Origin of the sequence: Desemzia sp. FAM 23990 (assembly GCF_045528485.1) — a bacterium.
Classification (GTDB): domain Bacteria; phylum Bacillota; class Bacilli; order Lactobacillales; family Carnobacteriaceae; genus Desemzia.
In genome coordinates this window covers 1-17996 of the sequence record NZ_JBGQQW010000012.1, presented here as the reverse complement: position 1 = coordinate 17996, position 17996 = coordinate 1, and the positions used below count along the sequence as shown (strand labels likewise).

The window sequence follows — 17996 nt, the reverse complement described above, 5'->3', positions numbered from 1 at the left end:
TTTGTGGGGGTTGCTTTTTCTGTGGCGGAGTAAAGGGTGTATTTTGAAGTGAGTTTGAACATCAAGGTTAAAGTTGTCTTGATGAAGAAAGAGGCTTGAACATCAAGGTTGAAGTTGTCTTGATGAAGAAAGAGGCTTGAACATCAAGGTTAAAACCGCCTTGATGAAGAATTGAGATTGAACATCAAGAGTAAAACCGTCTTGATGAAGAATTGAGATTGAACATCAAGAGTAAAACCGTCTTGATGAAGAATTGAGATTGAACATCAAGAGTAAAACCGTCTTGATGAAGAATTGAGATTGAACATCAAGAGTAAAATCGTCTTGATGAAGAAAGAGGTTTGAACATCAAGGTTAAAACCGCCTTGATGAAGAATTGAGATTGAACATCAAGAGTAAAACCGTCTTGATGAAGAAAGAGGCTTGAACATCAAGGTTAAAACCGCCTTGATGAAGAATTGAGATTGAACATCAAGAGTAAAACCGTCTTGATGAAGAAAGAGGCTTGAACATCAAGGTTAAAACCGCCTTGATGAGGAATTGAGATTGAACATCAAGGTTAAAACCGCCTTGATAAAGAATTGAGATTGAACATCAAGAGTAAAACCGCCTTGATGAAGAATTGAGATTGAACATAAAAAGTAAGATTGGCTGGTTTGAGTCCGGTATTCAACCGAACTCAAACCAGCCAATCAGCTGTATAATAAGAACTCTAACTATTAGGGCACCAAGCCAACCCGAGCTTCTTATTTAAAGGACTTCTTAGATTAGTTCTTCAAGAGCTAACGTCGTTTCTTCCCATTCTTCCATGAGTGTTTCATACTGTTCATTCAACAGTTGAAGTTTATCATTGATTTCTTGGACTTTTAAATGATCTTCATAGACTTCTGGTTTGGTCAATTCAGTTTCTAAATTTTCGATACTAGGCTCCAATTCAGAAGTTTCCTGTTCAATGGCTTCTATTCGACGGGTCAGCTGTCGAACCAATTTTTGATTTTCTTTATTGATTTCACGTTTTTTTGAAGGGGCGGTAGAAGCGGAATCTTTCCCAGAACTGTTTTCCGTTCCCTGTGCTTCTTCATCTGCAAGTCGTTTCAATTCTTCTTGCTCAGCTTTTTTTTCTAGATAGTAATCATAATCGCCTAAGTAAGCTGTGCTTCCTTCTGCAGATAGTTCAATTACTTTAGACGCAATCCGATTGATGAAATAGCGGTCATGAGAAACAAAAAGCAGTGTGCCGTCGAAATCAATCAACGCATTTTCAAGTACTTCTTTACTATCTATGTCTAAATGGTTTGTAGGTTCATCCAGAATTAAGAAGTTGTCTTGATTCATAGACAATTTGGCTAATGCCAAACGAGCTTTTTCTCCACCGCTTAAAGAAGTGACGGCTTTTTCAACATCTTCTCCAGAAAATAAAAAGCTGCCTAAAATAGATCGGATGTCTTTTTCGGGAGTAGTAGGGTGTTCATCCCAAAGTTCGGCCAATACAGATTTAGAAGAATGCAATTCAGCTTGTTCTTGATCGTAATAGCCAACTTCCACATTTGTTCCGTATCGCTTTTCACCTTTCATAAGAGGGAGTTCTTCGAGTAAGGATTTCAGCAGCGTGGATTTTCCCACACCGTTTGGTCCGACTAAAGCTATAGCATCGTATTTTCGGATATCCATATTGATCGGTTCAGATAAAATCGTTTGGTCATATCCGATAGCTCCGTTTTGTAATGACATTACGACATTTCCGCTTTCTTTGGCAGGGTGGAAACTGAATGTAGCTGATTTTTCTTCACCTTGAGGTTTATCTAAACGGTCTATTTTTTCCAATTGTTTCCGACGGCTCTGAGCACGTTTGGTAGTAGAAGCGCGGACTAAGTTGCGGTTTACAAAATCTTCTAACTTGGCAATTTCTTTTTGCTGTTTCTCAAATTCTTTCCATTCTTTTTCAAGTTGTGCCGCTTTCAAGTCTAAATATTTACTATAATTTCCTTTATAATGGTGCATTTTTTGACGGCTTAAGTCATAGACTTCGTTAACTACTTTATCTAAGAAATAACGGTCATGAGAAACGATCAGCAACGCACCAGTATAAGTTTGCAGGTAGTTCTCTAACCAGTTTAATGTTTCGATATCCAAATGATTGGTAGGCTCATCTAAAATCAATAAGTCTTTTTTTTGCAGCAATAATTTCGCTAAAGCTAAACGCGTTTTTTGGCCACCTGAGAGTTGATTGATGGATTTAGCATAATCCTCTTCAAAAAAGCGGAAACCATGTAAAACAGAGCGGATCTCTGCTTCATAACCATAACCATTTTGCTCTCGAAAATCGTGCTGCATTTGATCATACTGTTTTAAGGTTTCATGATAGAGTTCCTCGTCGGCTAATAAAGAAGGATCCCCTAACATTTCTTCGGTATGACGCATTTTCTTTTCTAATTGGATCACATATTGAAAAACTTCCAACATTTCATCCCAAATGGATTGAGTAGAATCAAGGCCAGTATTTTGTGCTAAGTAGCCGATAGTCACTTGTTTTCCTTTTGAAATCTGTCCAGCATCCGGAGGTTCAATATCTGCGATGATTTTTAACAGAGTTGATTTGCCGGCACCGTTTCGTCCCACAAGGGCAATACGTGAATTTTCTTGTACTTCTAAATAAATATTCTCAAACAACACATCTGCACCAAAATAACGTGCGACGTGTTGAGCTTGTAATAGAATCATTTTGTTGTCCTCATTTCTTATCTCTGCTCTTTCACTTAGTTTAGCATATTCTGTCTTTAAGTGGGAGAGTGTCTGGAAGGCAGTACTAACAAAAAGAAAGCCGGTTCACAATATTCTTTGTGAATTTTGTATGGATAGGAAAATAAGTGTAAAAAAAAAAGGAAATGACCGTTTAAAAAAGCTGGCAATTTAATAAGAAGATGTTATAATCTTATTATGTGAAACTCGACAATTTGTGAAACAAATCATTTGTTAACGAATATTGTGAATTTTGAATAAAAGAAAGTGAGTGAAGTGAACGATGAGTTCAACTAATACAATACCTAAAGCAACGGCAAAGAGATTACCGATTTATTATAGATATTTACGGTATTTGCATGAAGATGGAAAAGAACGTGTGTCATCAACTGAATTAAGTGAAGCTGTGAAAGTAGATAGCGCTACGATTCGACGCGATTTTTCATATTTCGGGGCTCTAGGAAAAAGAGGTTATGGTTACGATGTTGAAACGCTGATGCATTTTTTCAGTAAAACATTGAAACAAGACCGACTAACGAACGTGGCATTAATTGGTGTGGGTAACTTAGGACATGCTTTATTAAATTACAATTTCCATCAAGGGAACAACATGCGCATCAGTGCTGCCTTTGATATCAACAAGGATATTGTAGGAACGATTCAATCTGGAGTACCGGTTTATCCAATGGAAGACATGGTACAACAGTTGAAAATGCAACAAATCGATGTAGTTATGCTGACTGTGCCTACTTCAGCAGCTCAAGATGCTGCAAATAATCTCGTTGAAGCTGGCGTTAAAGGAATACTGAACTTTACACCGATTCGTATTTCCGTACCAGAAGAAGTTCGAGTACAAAACGTGGATTTAGCGAATGAATTGCAGACTCTTATCTATTTTATCGATCACTATAAAGCAGACTCAGACAGTGATGATACTTTATTGCTATTAGATTAAAAAAAAGCAACAAACCTATTTACGGTTTGTTGCCTTTTTTTAGTTTGAGATAGATTTGTAAAATCTTCGTAGCTCTTACCACATCTCGTGTGGCAAACAATACAAAAATGATAGAGAAGAATCCCCAACCAAATTCACCAACGTAGTCAGTTGCAAACCAGATAAAAATAGCTGCAAGAACATAATTGAAAACAATTTGAATAATAAAATCTCTTTTTTTCATGAACGTTAAAAGTTCCTTTCTACTATAAACACTATTAGTATAGCCATAAGTTAGCTACTGTAACGGTAGCATTCATTAAAGCGTGAGCAATAATTGGAGCAGCAATCGATTTTGTTTTCCAGTACAAATAGCAGAAAACAAATCCCATAATCGAATAAAGCAAGTAATGACCATCAAAGTGAATAAAGGCAAATATCAATGAACTGATCACAGCAGCACCGATTCCTCCAGTAATGTCATAAAGATAACCAAAGATAGCTTTCCTAAATACAAACTCTTCCATAATAGGACCAAAGATAGCTACTAGAATCAAGAAAATAGGGTATTTATTCACAGTGAAAACGAGCTCTGCAGTGTTTTGTGACCCTAAAGGTGTATTGAGCAAGAATGTTTCGATAAATACAGCTAAGTATTGACCAACAAAAGCTAAAAACATTCCTCCTACTCCCCAAAAAATAATCGATTTTTTAGAATTGCTGGGCGTTTTCTCTAGACTATTATCAAATGTAGACCGATGATTAACGATAAACATTAGGATAGCTCCAATCACGAAACCGGCGATAGTACCATAAATGCTGGCGTCTGCTACAGCTTTAGCTGGTACAAAAAACAACACTATCACTGGGAAAAATTGAGCTATAATATAGATGAGAATGATTTTTGCATATGGAGACTTAATTAAATTCTTCATGTGTTTAAAACCTTCTTTAAGTAATTATTTACAGTTGCACTAAAAAAGAACAAGACTATATAAAGTGAGCAATGCACCTTTGTAATGGTACTGCATTTGGACGTAAAACAGTTTTAAAAAAAGATGTTCAATAAACAGTATAACATAAGTCTCATACCACTAAAGCAATTTTTGCTTTCTTCTTGAAGTATTTCTTTCTTAAATAAAAGGGCACTCTTTTTCTTTTTCAAGAGTAAAAAATACTTGCAAAATTTTTACAGTTTGATATGATGAAGAAGTGATTTAGCACTCTTTTAGAGTGAGTGCTAACAAAGAAAAACTATAATTGGAGGGATTTACGTGTTAAGACCTTTAGGAGATCGTGTCATCATTAAAGTCACAAAAGAAGAAGAAACAACAGCAAGTGGTATCGTTTTGGCTGGTACAGCAAAAGAAAAACCACAAACTGGTGAAGTAGTTGCTGTTGGTGCTGGGCGTATACTCGATAACGGAACAAAAGCTGAGCTTTCAGTTGTCGTTGGAAATACAGTATTTTTCGAAAAATACGCTGGTTCTGAAGTGAAGTATGATGGTACTGAATATTTAGTGATCAAAGAGAGCGATATCATCGCAATCGTAGACTAAACGTAAATAAAGACATGTACACGAATAAAAATCAATCTGATGAGGTGAAAGAAAATGACTAAAGATATTAAATTTTCTGAAGACGCACGTGCTGCATTATTACGTGGAGTAGATAAATTAGCAGATACTGTTAAAGTAACACTTGGACCCAAAGGAAGAAATGTAGTTTTAGACAAATCTTACGGTTCGCCATTAATCACTAATGATGGAGTGACGATCGCAAAAGAAATCGAATTAGAAGACCGCTTTGAAAACATGGGAGCTCAATTAGTTTCTGAAGTAGCTTCAAAAACCAATGATACAGCTGGTGATGGTACAACTACTGCCACTGTTTTAACCCAAGCGATTGTTCGCGAAGGAATGAAAAACGTTACTGCAGGCGCAAACCCGGTAGGGATTCGAGCTGGAATTGAATTAGCCACTAAAGTAGCTGTTAAGGAATTATTAGCTGTTTCTCGTAAAGTGGAAACAAAAGAATCCATTTCACAAATCGCTTCTATCTCTTCAGGAGATCCAGAAATCGGTGCTTTATTAGCAGACGCTATGGAAAAAGTGGGCAACGATGGTGTTATCACGATCGAAGAATCTAAAGGAATCGAAACTGAACTAGATGTTGTAGAAGGTATGCAATTTGATCGTGGATACTTGTCACAATACATGGTTACAGATAACGATAAAATGGAAGCTAACTTAGAAAATCCATACATTTTGATTACCGATAAAAAAATCTCAAACATTCAAGATATTCTTCCATTATTGGAACAAATCTTGCAACAAGGTCGTCCGTTGTTGATTATTGCTGAAGATATTGATGGCGAAGCATTGCCTACATTAGTCTTGAACAAATTACGCGGTACCTTCAATGTTGCAGCTGTTAAAGCTCCTGGATTTGGGGATCGTCGTAAAGCGATGTTAGAAGACATTGCTATTTTAACTGGTGGTACTGTAATCACAGAAGACCTAGGTCTTGAATTGAAAGATACTACAGTAGAACAATTAGGACATGCAAGTAAAGTGGCTGTTACTAAAGATGCGACAACTATTGTAGAAGGCGCTGGTTCAACAGATACGATCAGCCAACGTGTAGCATTATTGAGAGCTCAAGCAGAAGAAACAACTTCTGAATTTGACAAAGAAAAATTACAAGAACGTATTGCAAAATTAGCTGGTGGAGTTGCCGTTATTCGTGTGGGTGCTGCAACAGAAACTGAATTAAGAGAACGTAAATTACGTATTGAAGATGCTTTGAATGCAGCACGTGCAGCTGTTGAAGAAGGAATCATCGCTGGTGGTGGGACTGCTTATATCAACGTTCAAAGCAAAGTTGCTGAAATTGAAGCTGTAGGCGACGTTGCAACAGGTGTGAAAATCGTTGTTCGTGCGTTAGAAGAGCCAATTCGCCAAATCGCTGCAAATGCAGGAATGGAAGGTTCAGTAATTGTTGAAAAAATGAAAACTGCTGAACCAGGTGTTGGATACAATGCGGCAACAGACGAATGGGTAAACATGATTGAGGCTGGAATTACAGACCCAACTAAAGTGACTCGTTCAGCTCTACAAAATGCTGCAAGTGTAGCGGCATTATTGTTAACGACTGAAGCCGTAGTAGCAGATCATCCAGAACCAGCAGCACCAGCAGCTCCAGGAATGGACCCAAGCATGGGCGGTATGATGTAAGAAAGTTATTTTAAGATTATTGAACAAGGGAGTGAGGCAAAAGCCTCACTCCCTTGTTTTTTTCGATTATTTTCAGTTCTCCACTATTTAACGTTGGTAAGTAAAAATTCATTTCTTTACCAATGTTAGAATATACGAGAATTTTAGTGTTTATGGTTATCTCTGGATAGTAATCCAAAAAATTTCAAGCAGTATAAAGCACATAGACCAACGATGATATACACAATTTTAGATAAGAGAGTGTCTTGTCCGCCAAATAAAGTAGCTACTAAGTCAAATTCAAAAAGTCCAACCAACAACCAATTCAAACCACCAACGATCAATAAAGCTAAAGCAATACTGTCTAGAGTTTTCATCCGGTATCCCTCCCTGTTTAGTATGACTTTTAAATCACTCTAAAAATAACAGGGATACTGTTGATTGTCCAATGAATTGATTAGAAGAATATCTAACAGTTAAAGGTGTTTTATATTGGCTCTTCATCTTCTAGCGTTGGTAAAGAAATTTCCTCCGGCCTATGGTGTTGCTTATGGAAAGCCATGGGAACGCCTTGAGCTGAAAGCCACATCTCAAGGCTTGCAAGCTTCAAACTTAGCGTAACGGCTAAAGCCTAACGCTAAGTAATTCCCATTGCTTCCTTTTTCATGGCTACAACCAACCCCATAGTCCTCCATAAATTTCTAGGAATGAGCTTCTAAAAGGTTTAGAATTAAGTTTTTTTTACTTACCAACGTCAAATATTGTAGAACCTTTATATTCGATAGGCTAAACGCCTTGTTCCGCGCTCTCAATAATCATTGCGATGCCTATTCCGCCTCCTACGCATAGTGTGGCTAGGCCGCGCTTTTTGTTGTTTTGTTTCATCGCATTTAAAAGAGTGACTAAAATGCGTGAGCCCGAGGCGCCGATTGGGTGTCCTAATGCGATAGCACCGCCATGGATATTGACTTTCTCAGTAGGAAGTTCTAAATCGCGCACCAAAGCAATGCTTTGGGAAGCAAAAGCTTCATTGAATTCATATAAATCGATGTCTTCTTTTGTGAAATTCGTTTTTTCAAATACTTTTTGAACAGCAGTATATGGTGCATAACCCATGATTTCAGGATCGGTTCCCACTTCTGAATACCCTTTGATCGTTGCTAAATAAGGGATGTTTCGTTTTTCAGCTTCAGTTTTAGCCATCAGCAAGATTGCGGCTGCACCGTCGTTAATGCCTGAAGCATTTCCAGCTGTTACGGTTCCCTCTTTTTTAAAAGCCGGACGTAGTTTTTGCAATTTTTCTATGGTTGTTTCTTTGCGAGGATATTCATCGTCTGAGATGAGTTGTGTTTCACGTTTTATTTGGACAGATACTGGAACGATCTCATCCTTGAACCAGTCATTTTCTTGAGCTGTTGCGGTTTTGATTTGTGAATCCAAGGCAAATTGGTCTTGTTCTTTACGGCTCACATGATACCGTTCAGCCACATTTTCAGCTGTGATTCCCATATGCTGCTGATTGAAAGCATCTGTCAGACCATCATGTACCAAGCTGTCGACGGAGTTGGTATCGCCTAATTTGCTGCCAAAACGTTGATTTTTTAATAAATAAGGAGCTTGAGACATATTTTCTGTTCCACCAGCCAACACGACTTTGGCATCTCCAACTTGAATAGCTTGGCTGGCTAAAATAACAGCTTTTAATCCTGAACCGCACATTTCATTTACCGTCATAGCAGGGATAGTATTGGGAATTCCAGAATGAATAGAGATTTGGCGTGCAGGGTTTTGTCCCAAACCTGCCTGTAAGACATTACCAAAAATCACTGAGTCCACATCTTCCGGCTGCAAATGAGAGCGGTGTAAGACTTCTGTAGCAGCCACGGTGCCCAGTTGAACAGCTGAAGTATCTTTAAATTGACCTCCTAAAGACCCGATTGGTGTACGGACTGCACTGACAATTACTACTTCTTCCATAATTGATCTCCTCCAACTAATTTTTATACGATTAAGTATTGATACGTCTATTTTACGATAAACTGAGCCGAATACACTATAAGATTTCCTTAAAACTATCATTTTGCCCAATTTCATAAGTTATTGTTAAATTTCATTTGTCTCAGTTGTGTTTTCAAGAAAGTTGTTTTATCGTTAAAGATGGAGAAGATTCGGAGAGCAATTGATTACGAATAAAAGGGGAGATCAACTTGAATATAGGGATAGATAAAATTGGTTTTTATACACCTCATACATTTATTGATATGGAGAAGTTGGCAGAAGCTCGAGGAGTGGATCCAGCAAAATACACGATTGGTATCGGACAGGAACAAATGGCCGTTTCACCGGTTACTCAAGATTCAGTAACATTAGCTGCAAATGCAGCCTTAAGAATATTAGATAAAGAAAATTTGGAAAAAATCGATTTGGTTATTTTTGGTACAGAATCAGGAGTCGATAGCTCTAAATCAGGAGCTGTTTATGTGCATGATTTGCTGGGCATTCAATCCAGCGCTCGTTCGATTGAAATCAAACAAGCCTGTTATGGAGCTACAGCAGGAATCCAGTTAGCTAAAGGGCATATTGCTTTGAATCCAGAGAGTCAGGTATTGGTATTAGGTTCAGATATTTCTAGATACGGCTTGAGAACTTCAGGAGAAGTAACTCAAGGAGCCGGAGCTGTAGCAATGGTCATTAGTGCTGACCCTCGTATTTTAAGTTTAGGCGACCAAAGTGCTTATCTGACAAATGATATCATGGATTTTTGGAGACCAACTTATTCGGATACCGCTTATGTAGACGGCAAATTTTCAAACGAACAGTACATTGCTTTCTTTTTAAACACCTGGGAACAATTCAAATCACAATTAGATATGACGATAGCGGATTTTGAAGCCCTGTGTTTCCATTTGCCTTATACAAAAATGGGTATGAAAGCGATGCGGGAAATATTTGATGAAGGTACTGAAGAAGATCAAAAACGGTTAACGAACCATTACCAAAAGAGTACGGTGTACAACAAAAGTGTTGGAAATATCTATACAGGTTCATTGTATTTGAGTTTGATTTCGTTACTGGAACAGGACGTCAGCTTAAAAGCTGGAGATCGAATTGGATTGTTTAGTTATGGTTCTGGAGCAGTTGGTGAATTCTTTACTGGAATACTTCAATCGGAATTCAGAAATGCTTTAGCAGAAGCGGATCATAAGAATTTATTTGCGGAACGAGAAGAAGTTTCGATTGAAAAGTATGAAGCGATTTTTAGTGAAACATTGCCAGTAGATGGATCAAATCTACAACTGGATATCGAAAAAGACCCAGCAATGATTTGTGTTGCGGGAATCAAAGAGCATAAGAGAGTGTATGTCAATAAAAGCAGATAATCTCAAAAAAGGCAATCCCAAAATAAACAGGGGCTGCCTTTTTTGAGATTCAGTTTATGAAGCAGACCCTAAAACATCTAATCCTACTTGAATTTAGAGACAGCTCCTCTTTTTATTGACGGTATTCTTTTAACAATTTCTCAGCAGTGGCTAAATTCATGTTTTCAGCTTGTTTTAATTTACGCGACAACCAGTTGATTTCTTCGCCTTTAGCGCCTGCACTGATAGCCAAAGAGCGAGACTGCAATCCCATATGTCCTTTTTGAATGCCGTCTGTGACGAGTGCTTTGACAGCCGCTAGATTTTGAGCCAAGCCAACAGACACGATGATTGATTCCAATTCAGCTGCATTTTCATAGTGCAAAATAGTTTTGGTCATTTTAGCGGCTGGATGGAATGAGATTGAACCACCAACTGTTCCGATGGGTAAAGGAAGCGTCAAACTCCCTAACAAGTCGCCATTTTTCGCTTTCTCCCATTTGGTCAATGAACGATACTGACCACTTCTGGAGGCATATGCATGGATACCAGCAGAAATAGCGCGCCAGTCATTCCCGGAAGCAATAATAACGCCATCAATTCCATTCATAATGCCTTTGTTGTGCGTCACAGCACGATAAGGATCCGCATAAGCAAATTGGTAAGCGTCAATGATGCGGTCACGCACTTCTTCGCCGCTAAACTTTCCTTTTTGCAACTGCTCAACTGGAATGCGGCAAGTAGCAGTTGCCAGACATTCTGTCGCATAATTGGAAAGAATCCCCATCAGTGCCCGGCTCTGCGCCAAATCCTCTACGTAAGGAATAATGCCTTCCATCATCGTATTGATAATATTGGCTCCCATGGCTTCTAAGGTTTTAACATGCAAATGAAGCACAATAAATTCAGGCGCATATTCTAGTTCGTCAGCTTTAATATGGCGAATGTCTAGTTTTACGGCTCCGCCCCCGCGTTTCACAATAGAAGGGTGAGCTTCATTAGCTATCTGTAAGATCTCAGCTTCTTTTTCAGCAAGCAATTGAAGAGTTTCCGTTATGTGTGGGGGATTCTTCAAAGCCACCTGACCGATCATTGTCCGATCAGTCGTAGTCGTTGTAAAACCACCAGTGTGCTTGACGATTTTCGCAGCTGAACTGGCAGCGGCAATCACAGAAGGTTCTTCGATTGCCATCGGAACCACATATTCTTTGCCATCAATCAAAAAGTTTAAAGCAACTCCGTAAGGCAATTCATAAGTGGCCAGCTGGTTTTCAATCATATTGTCCGCTACGTCATTGGACAAATGCAACCCTGATTCCAACTGACTTTTTTCTTCGGCAGATAAAACTCCAGCTTGTCTTAAAGCAGAGATACGGCTAGATTTAGTTTTAGCATAAAACTTATTTAAATACGAGTAGTCCATCATAATCTCCTTTGAACAGTGATGTGTATAGATTTATAGTAGCACATTCAAAAAAACTAAGCACCAGTAAAGAAAATTAGTTTAAAAAACAAGTCAATTGATGAGGTAGTTATGACAAAGCTATAGGTTTAAATGATAGTGTTGGTGTAGTTAATAAAAGAGCAGATAAATTAGATGGGATTATTAGATAGATGGGGATTAGCTCATAGAATAATCGGTAATCAGGTTTCTTTTATGAGATAGAGAGGAGTTAACTCATAAAAGGACCGGGAAATAGGGGTTCAATTATTAGATAGAACGGGGTTAGTTCACAATAGAACTGGGAAATAGGATTCAATTATTAGATAGAGAGGCGTTAGCTCACAAATGAACTGGGAATCAGTATTCTATCATTAAATAGAGCGGGGTTAATTTACAAAAGAACTAGAAATCAGCAGCAATTGTTAGATAGCAAAAGCCTAGCTAACAAAAAAAGCAGGAATCCTTCTAGAATGATGAATTAACCTCTCCCTGCTAACTAGTGCAACGATGCGAAAAAAAGCCAAGCACTTTGAGAGGTTACTTTACCTGCTTAAGCACAATAACTCTTCAAAATCCTTAGCTACCTAAAATGCACATTAAAAACATTACCAACGAATCTTATCGATCGTCTCCAATAACAATTTTGTATTAGCTTCACTAAGACCCCAGTGAGTGATTTCCTCTTTAATATCCGGCAACTTGCCGCGCTCGCGGACGAATCCGTTCAATCGAGCAGCAATAGTAGATTGGATAAATGAGGATTCATCTGGGAAAAGATTTTTGATCACCTCAGTGGCTCCTTTAAAGCGCCTTAAAAAGTATTTTTGATGGTGATTTTCAGCTGTATAAAAGTGGTTGAAAGTTTGGAATTCAGTTTGGATTTCTTTTCCTTGGGCTTGCTCGTATTCGGAACGAATCTCTTTAGCCGTCTTATACTGTGTTTCATTTTGATAAAACAAAATAGAGATATACTGGCGCTCTTTATAAAAGCGATCTTTAGCAGCGTCGTGGTTTTCCCAAAACAAATGGACTAATTGATCATAAGAAATGATTTCAGGGTCAAAAGTGAGGTGTACTGTTTCAGAATGATTGCCTATTTTTCGATAAGTAGGATCCTTACTAGTTCCGCCAGCGTAACCGACTTCGGTTTGAATCACTCCAGGTAAACTTCCAAAAAAACTATCCGGGCCCCAGAAGCAGCCCATACTAAAAGTAGCTTGTTCTAGAACTGAAGCGTGCTCATTCAAGTCTGTCATTTTGCTCACCTCGCTATTTCTTTATTCCTCTTCCACAATATGCTGTACACGTCCTACTTGATCGCCTTCTTGAAGCATGACTTTGATGCCGTGCGGATGACTTTGACTGTTGGTCAAGAGACGTTTGACATGTCCACGAGTCAATTTTCCGGTACGTTGATCTTTTTTAAGAACGATATCGACCAGTGCCCCTATTTTAATAGTACTGCGTTTTTTTCCATCCATATTCAAATTGCTCCCTTATAACTAGTTTGTAGTTCCTATTATACAGAAAAGAAGCTGCGGGTTCTTCTTTTTTGCTGAATTCAAAATACCTATTCGTTAAAAATTATGGTAACATTGCGATGAAGCAGCTGTATGCAATCAGCAGAATGAGGAACAGGTGATGTGAAATGGTAACCATCAATGATATTGCCAAAAAAGCGGGGGTAGCTAAAAGTACAGTATCCCGCTATTTGAATGGCGGTTCGGTGAGTCAAAAAACAAAGGATAAAATAGAAAAAATAGTCAACGAAACAGGGTATTCACCCAATACATTTGCTCAAAGTTTAAAAGCTAAACACACTAAAATGGTTGGAGTCATTGTCCCCAGATTGGATTCTTATTCTGCAAATGAAGTCATCACCAGTATTGATAGAAAATTAACAGCAACAGGATATCAATTACTGATTACTAACACGGATCAAAGTGTTGAAAGAGAAATTGAAAATATTTATACATTGGCGAAACAAAAAGTCGCTGGAATTATTCTAATGGCTACGGTAGTGACAGAAGAACACCGGAAAGCTATCAAAGAAGTAGACGTGCCTGTGTTGCTGCTAGGGCAGCAAGCGGAAGGGTTGCATTCAATAGGGCATGAAGAATATAAAGCTGGATATGCAATGGGAAAACTTGCAGGCAGCTTAGGACATAAGGATTTTTTGTATTTTTCTGTCTTCAAAGAAGATATCGCAGTGGGCCAACTAAGAGCAAATGGAGTGCTGGAAGCATTGAGAGAATGGCCGGATAGTCAAACAGAGGTAATAGAAACCAGTTTTTCTTTCCAACAAGCTTATGAATTAGCCTTGGATATCTTGCCAAAAACCAAAGCTACTTATGTATTATGTGCCACAGACAATATTGCGATGGCTGTGTTAAAAGCAGCACATACTTTAAATTTAGCGATCCCGAAAGATTTTTCGCTTTCAGGGTTTGGAGGATATGAAGTGACATCTATTGTTTCGCCTTCTATTACCACAGTAAAATACGGGTACAAAGAACTTGGTGAAACTGCGGTAAATCAACTCTGCCACTTAATAAATGGAGAAAAAGCAGAAAAGAATGTACTGATTCCGAATACATTGATCAAAAGGGAATCCACAGTTCCAAAATAAATAATCAAGAGAAATCTCTTGACAACTCTTTTTGGAACCGGTATCATGAACGTAAATAGAACCGGTTCCAAAAAATAGGAGGGAATAAAAATGGCAACGAATAAAGAAATTGCTCAAGATGTGGTGGAAGCGCTAGGTGGAAAAGAAAATATTCAATCTGTTACCCATTGTGCAACGAGATTGAGAGTTATCGTCAACGACAAAGAAAAAATACAAGAAGATAAAGTAGACGATATCGAGAAAGTAAAAGGAGCCTTCTTCAATTCAGGACAATACCAGATTATCTTCGGTACTGGGACAGTCAATAAAATTTACGAAGAAGTAACCGGATTAGGTGTTTCGGAGCAAACTTCCGGAGAAACCAAAGCTCAAAAAAACGAAGGCAAAAATGGTTTCCAACGAGCTATTCGGACATTTGGAGATGTGTTTGTGCCGATTATTCCAGTATTGGTGGCCACCGGGTTGTTCATGGGATTGCGTGGATTACTGACACAAGAACAGGTTTTAGCTGTATTTGGTTTAGTTCCTGAAGACATTAGTGCGAACTTTTTATTGTATACTCAAGTTTTAACCGATACGGCTTTTGCGTTTTTACCAGCTTTAGTAGCGTGGTCTTCCTTTAAAGTTTTTGGCGGATCGCCAGTTATTGGTATTGTATTAGGCTTAATGCTGGTTAACCCAGCTCTTCCAAACGCTTATGAAGTAGCTGCTGGAACAGTAGATCCAATCACCATGTTTGGATTCATCCCCGTTGTTGGGTACCAAGGAACTGTATTGCCAGCCTTTATTGCTGGATTTATGGGTGCTAAATTTGAACGTATTGTACGCAAAAGAGTACCGGAATATCTTGATTTATTGATTACACCATTTGCAACGTTGCTTGTAATGAGTATTTTGTCATTATTCGTTATTGGACCTGTATTCCACTCATTAGAAACGGTTGTATTGGATGCAACGATTTGGTTGTTGCAATTGCCATTCGGTATTGCTGGATTGGTCATTGGTGGACTTAACCAATTGATTGTAGTCACTGGAGTACACCATATCTTTAATTTCTTGGAAGTACAGCTCTTAGCAAATACAGGAGTGAATCCATATAATGCGATTATCACATGTAGTGTAGCAGCTCAAGGTGGAGCAACATTAGCGGTAGGAATGAAAACAAAATCCAAAAAATTAAAAGCTTTAGCTTTCCCTTCTACTTTATCAGCGTTCTTAGGAATTACCGAGCCCGCTATTTTCGGGGTGAATTTACGCTATGTTAAACCTTTCTTATTTGGTTTAGTCGGTGGTGGAGTTGGCGGAATGTTGGCTGACTTATTGAACTTAGAAGGAACAGGGATGTCTGTTACGGTTATTCCTGGAGCATTGTTGTATTTAAACGAACAATTTATCTGGTACCTTGTAGTTAACGCAGTTGCAATTGCTGTAGCTTTCGCTTTAACGTATCTGTTCGGATTTTCAGATAAAGAAGTTGCAAAGGACTAAGCAATGAAAGGAAGAAATGATTTGTCGAGTAAGTCAGAAACAGAAAAATATTCATTGAAGTACCATATTGTTCCACCAAAAGGGTTATTGAATGATCCGAATGGGCTGATTCAATACAAGGGAATTTACCATGTGTTTTTCCAGTGGAATCAACACGATACCGTTCACAAAAACAAAAGTTGGGGACATGTCACTTCAAAAGATTTGATTCATTGGGATTACCATGAGGCTGCTTTGATGCCGGATGAGTGGTATGACAAAGACGGCGTATATTCTGGCAGTGCAGTCTCCTTTGAGGACAAATTGTATCTGTTCTATACTGGAAATGTACGAGGAGCTGAAGGGAAGCGAGAAAGCTACCAGTGTTTAGCTGTGTCGGAAGACGGGTTCACATTTGAGAAAAAAGGGCCATTGTTCAATCATCCAAGAGGTTACACAGGTCATGTCAGAGATCCGAAAGTATGGCAAGACGGAGTTGGGACGTGGTGGATGGTGTTAGGAGCACAAAAAGAGGATCTATCAGGAGACACTATTCTTTATCAATCCACTAATTTGCTGGATTGGGAATTCAAGGGATCATTTGTGGAAGAAAAACTTTCTCTGGGGTACATGTGGGAATGTCCAGATGTATTGCGTTTCACAGAAAAGGATGTCTTTATTTTCTCTCCACAAGGCTTGGAAACGAAAGGAAAAGAGTTCCAAAATATTTATCAAACGGGTTATTTAACCGGAAAGCTGACTTCCAATGGAACTTTTGCGCCAGATAAGAAGGCGTTTAAAGAATTGGATAGAGGCTTTGAATTTTACGCTCCTCAAAGTTTTACGGATGTTTCAGGCAGGGTAATCTCATTTGGTTGGGCCGGAGTGATGTACCCGGAAGTCGAAGCAGCGGTCCCAACACGAAAAGATGGCTGGCTGCACGCGTTATCTGTCCCAAGGGAAGTCACTTATGTGGATGGTGCGCTTAAACAACAACCTGTAATAGAGTTAGAACAATTGAGACAGCCAAACCCAACAGTGATAAATGATGCTGCACAGCAAACGATTGAATTGCCTTCATTACAAAACGAGTTGCTGATCGATTGGGAAAATACACCTAAAGACTTCTGCCTTCACATTCGTAAGGGTGTAACGATGCAGTACCATCATGGGAATAACCGATTTGTAGTCAGTCGCACTAATTGGCTCACGAAAGAACGAGAAGAGCGAGAAGTAAAAATAGAAAAAGGATTAAAAAATATCCGTTTGTTGTTAGAAAGTTCTTTAATAGAGTTGTTTATTAATGACGGGGAAGAAGTATTTACCTTACGTTATTTCATAGAAGAAGAAAGCCGTCAATTAGTGATATCAACAGGTGATGAGATAGAAAATAGGACTATTTCATTGTATGAATTAAGCGTTTAGCAAAACAGACTGAGATAAGCACAATTTGCTTATCTCAGTCTGTTTTCTACATTTCTCTTATAGATCTAAGGTTTCGTTGGCATTTTCTCCCGGTTTCACCGAGTCTTTATTTCCAACAACTTTTTTAAAGAAGTTGGCAACAGATTTGGTAGTATCGCCTGTATCCCAATACTCTGCATGATTAGCTTCCACTTTGATCAAAACCAAAATAGGATCATCGTAACTGACATCGAACATTTTCTCATAGACTTTATTCCAAAATTCTTTTTTGCGCTCGATATCTTCTACAAAGGAAGCCGTTCCGCTGATAGAAGCATAAGAATCGCCAACAACGGTAACGTTTACATTTGGATTTGCAGAAATTTCTTGGTATTTTGTAGTATCTCTGCGCGTGATGAACCACAAGTCACCGTCAAATTCTAGTTCTTGAGTTTGCATCGGGCGAGAGACGATATTTCCTTCTGCAGAAACAGTTGTAAGCATGACTATCTCCGTATCTTTTAAAATACCTCTTAATACGGATAAAGCTTTTTCGTTTTGTAAAGAATTGTTTTCCGACATCTATTTCACCTCACTAGTTTAATACAGTTAGTATAACAGAGGGATTATCGATCTTAAAATAATACGTTTGCTGCTTATAAAAAAAATAGCACTCTGTGTCAAGCGAAAGTTAAAATGTCCTAAAAATAAGGCTCACATTAATGCAAGCTTTTACTTCGCAAAAGCTTGCATTAATGTGACCAAATTTGTTAAAATTAGTCTTAAGCTGTTTGTTCAGCTTCGT

At 38.4% G+C, this 17996-nt stretch carries 15 protein-coding genes and 1 pseudogene; 7 read left to right on the top strand and 9 right to left on the bottom strand.

Annotation, left to right across the window (positions count from 1 at the left end; translation table 11 throughout):
• Positions 1-762 precede the first annotated feature (762 nt).
• Positions 763-2721, bottom strand: a complete 1959-nt coding sequence (locus ACEN4I_RS06325; protein ID WP_407102525.1) for an ABC-F family ATP-binding cassette domain-containing protein — start codon at positions 2719-2721, stop codon at positions 763-765.
• 301 nt (positions 2722-3022) lie between these two features.
• Here ACEN4I_RS06325 and ACEN4I_RS06320 point away from each other — a divergent pair, with 301 nt between their 5' ends.
• Positions 3023-3694 carry a redox-sensing transcriptional repressor Rex gene (locus ACEN4I_RS06320; protein WP_407102524.1) on the top strand — a complete coding sequence of 224 codons (672 nt, stop codon included), beginning with the start codon at positions 3023-3025 and terminating at the stop codon, positions 3692-3694.
• A 19-nt stretch (positions 3695-3713) separates the two neighbouring features.
• On the opposite strand, the gene ACEN4I_RS06315 is transcribed toward ACEN4I_RS06320, so the two are convergent.
• Positions 3714-3917 (bottom strand): DUF4305 domain-containing protein, encoded by a 204-nt coding sequence (locus tag ACEN4I_RS06315; protein ID WP_407102523.1) that lies wholly within the window; start codon positions 3915-3917, stop codon positions 3714-3716.
• Between the two features lie 34 nt (positions 3918-3951).
• On the bottom strand, positions 3952-4608 hold the full coding sequence (locus tag ACEN4I_RS06310; RefSeq protein ID WP_407102522.1) for a CPBP family intramembrane glutamic endopeptidase: 657 nt from the start codon (positions 4606-4608) through the stop codon (positions 3952-3954).
• 339 nt (positions 4609-4947) lie between these two features.
• On the opposite strand from ACEN4I_RS06310, the gene groES reads away from it, so the two are divergent.
• Positions 4948-5232, top strand: a complete 285-nt coding sequence (groES, locus tag ACEN4I_RS06305; RefSeq protein ID WP_407095829.1) for a co-chaperone GroES — start codon at positions 4948-4950, stop codon at positions 5230-5232.
• A gap of 54 nt (positions 5233-5286) precedes the next feature.
• On the top strand, positions 5287-6909 hold the full coding sequence (gene groL, locus ACEN4I_RS06300) for a chaperonin GroEL (RefSeq protein ID WP_407102521.1): 1623 nt from the start codon (positions 5287-5289) through the stop codon (positions 6907-6909).
• A 143-nt stretch (positions 6910-7052) separates the two neighbouring features.
• Here groL and ACEN4I_RS06295 read toward each other — a convergent pair whose 3' ends face one another.
• Entirely contained in the window at positions 7053-7265 is a 213-nt protein-coding gene (locus tag ACEN4I_RS06295; RefSeq protein ID WP_407095831.1) for a DUF378 domain-containing protein, read from the bottom strand.
• Positions 7266-7674: 409 nt separating this feature from the next.
• Positions 7675-8865 (bottom strand): acetyl-CoA C-acetyltransferase, encoded by a 1191-nt coding sequence (locus ACEN4I_RS06290; RefSeq protein ID WP_407102520.1) that lies wholly within the window; start codon positions 8863-8865, stop codon positions 7675-7677.
• A gap of 230 nt (positions 8866-9095) precedes the next feature.
• On the opposite strand from ACEN4I_RS06290, the gene ACEN4I_RS06285 reads away from it, so the two are divergent.
• Complete coding sequence (locus ACEN4I_RS06285; RefSeq protein WP_407102519.1) at positions 9096-10268, top strand: hydroxymethylglutaryl-CoA synthase; 1173 nt, start codon at positions 9096-9098, stop codon at positions 10266-10268.
• A gap of 112 nt (positions 10269-10380) precedes the next feature.
• Here ACEN4I_RS06285 and ACEN4I_RS06280 read toward each other — a convergent pair whose 3' ends face one another.
• The 3 genes from ACEN4I_RS06280 to ACEN4I_RS06270 form a co-directional block, all read right to left on the bottom strand.
• Positions 10381-11673, bottom strand: coding sequence for a hydroxymethylglutaryl-CoA reductase, degradative (locus tag ACEN4I_RS06280; protein ID WP_407102518.1), 1293 nt, complete (start codon positions 11671-11673; stop codon positions 10381-10383).
• 623 nt (positions 11674-12296) lie between these two features.
• Positions 12297-12947 (bottom strand): peptide-methionine (S)-S-oxide reductase MsrA, encoded by a 651-nt coding sequence (gene msrA / locus ACEN4I_RS06275; protein WP_407102517.1) that lies wholly within the window; start codon positions 12945-12947, stop codon positions 12297-12299.
• A 21-nt stretch (positions 12948-12968) separates the two neighbouring features.
• The gene (locus ACEN4I_RS06270; RefSeq protein WP_407095836.1) at positions 12969-13172 is read right to left on the bottom strand and encodes a YwbE family protein; all 204 of its coding nucleotides are present in this window, start codon (positions 13170-13172) and stop codon (positions 12969-12971) included.
• 167 nt (positions 13173-13339) lie between these two features.
• Between ACEN4I_RS06270 and ACEN4I_RS06265 the strand changes: the two genes are divergently transcribed.
• The 3 genes and pseudogenes from ACEN4I_RS06265 to ACEN4I_RS06255 all read left to right on the top strand — a co-directional run bounded on the left by ACEN4I_RS06265 (position 13340) and on the right by ACEN4I_RS06255 (position 17212).
• A complete protein-coding gene (locus tag ACEN4I_RS06265) occupies positions 13340-14320 on the top strand; it encodes a LacI family DNA-binding transcriptional regulator (protein ID WP_407095837.1) in 981 nt (326 codons plus the stop codon).
• Between the two features lie 90 nt (positions 14321-14410).
• Positions 14411-15793, top strand: a pseudogene (locus ACEN4I_RS06260) (sucrose-specific PTS transporter subunit IIBC); the annotation flags it as partial.
• A 36-nt stretch (positions 15794-15829) separates the two neighbouring features.
• Positions 15830-17212 carry a glycoside hydrolase family 32 protein gene (locus ACEN4I_RS06255; protein ID WP_407127657.1) on the top strand — a complete coding sequence of 461 codons (1383 nt, stop codon included), beginning with the start codon at positions 15830-15832 and terminating at the stop codon, positions 17210-17212.
• Positions 17213-17269: 57 nt separating this feature from the next.
• Here ACEN4I_RS06255 and ACEN4I_RS06250 read toward each other — a convergent pair whose 3' ends face one another.
• Positions 17270-17773: a pyridoxamine 5'-phosphate oxidase family protein gene (locus ACEN4I_RS06250; protein ID WP_407095839.1), complete on the bottom strand. Its 504-nt coding sequence runs from the start codon at positions 17771-17773 to the stop codon at positions 17270-17272.
• Between the last annotated feature and the right edge of the window lie 223 nt (positions 17774-17996).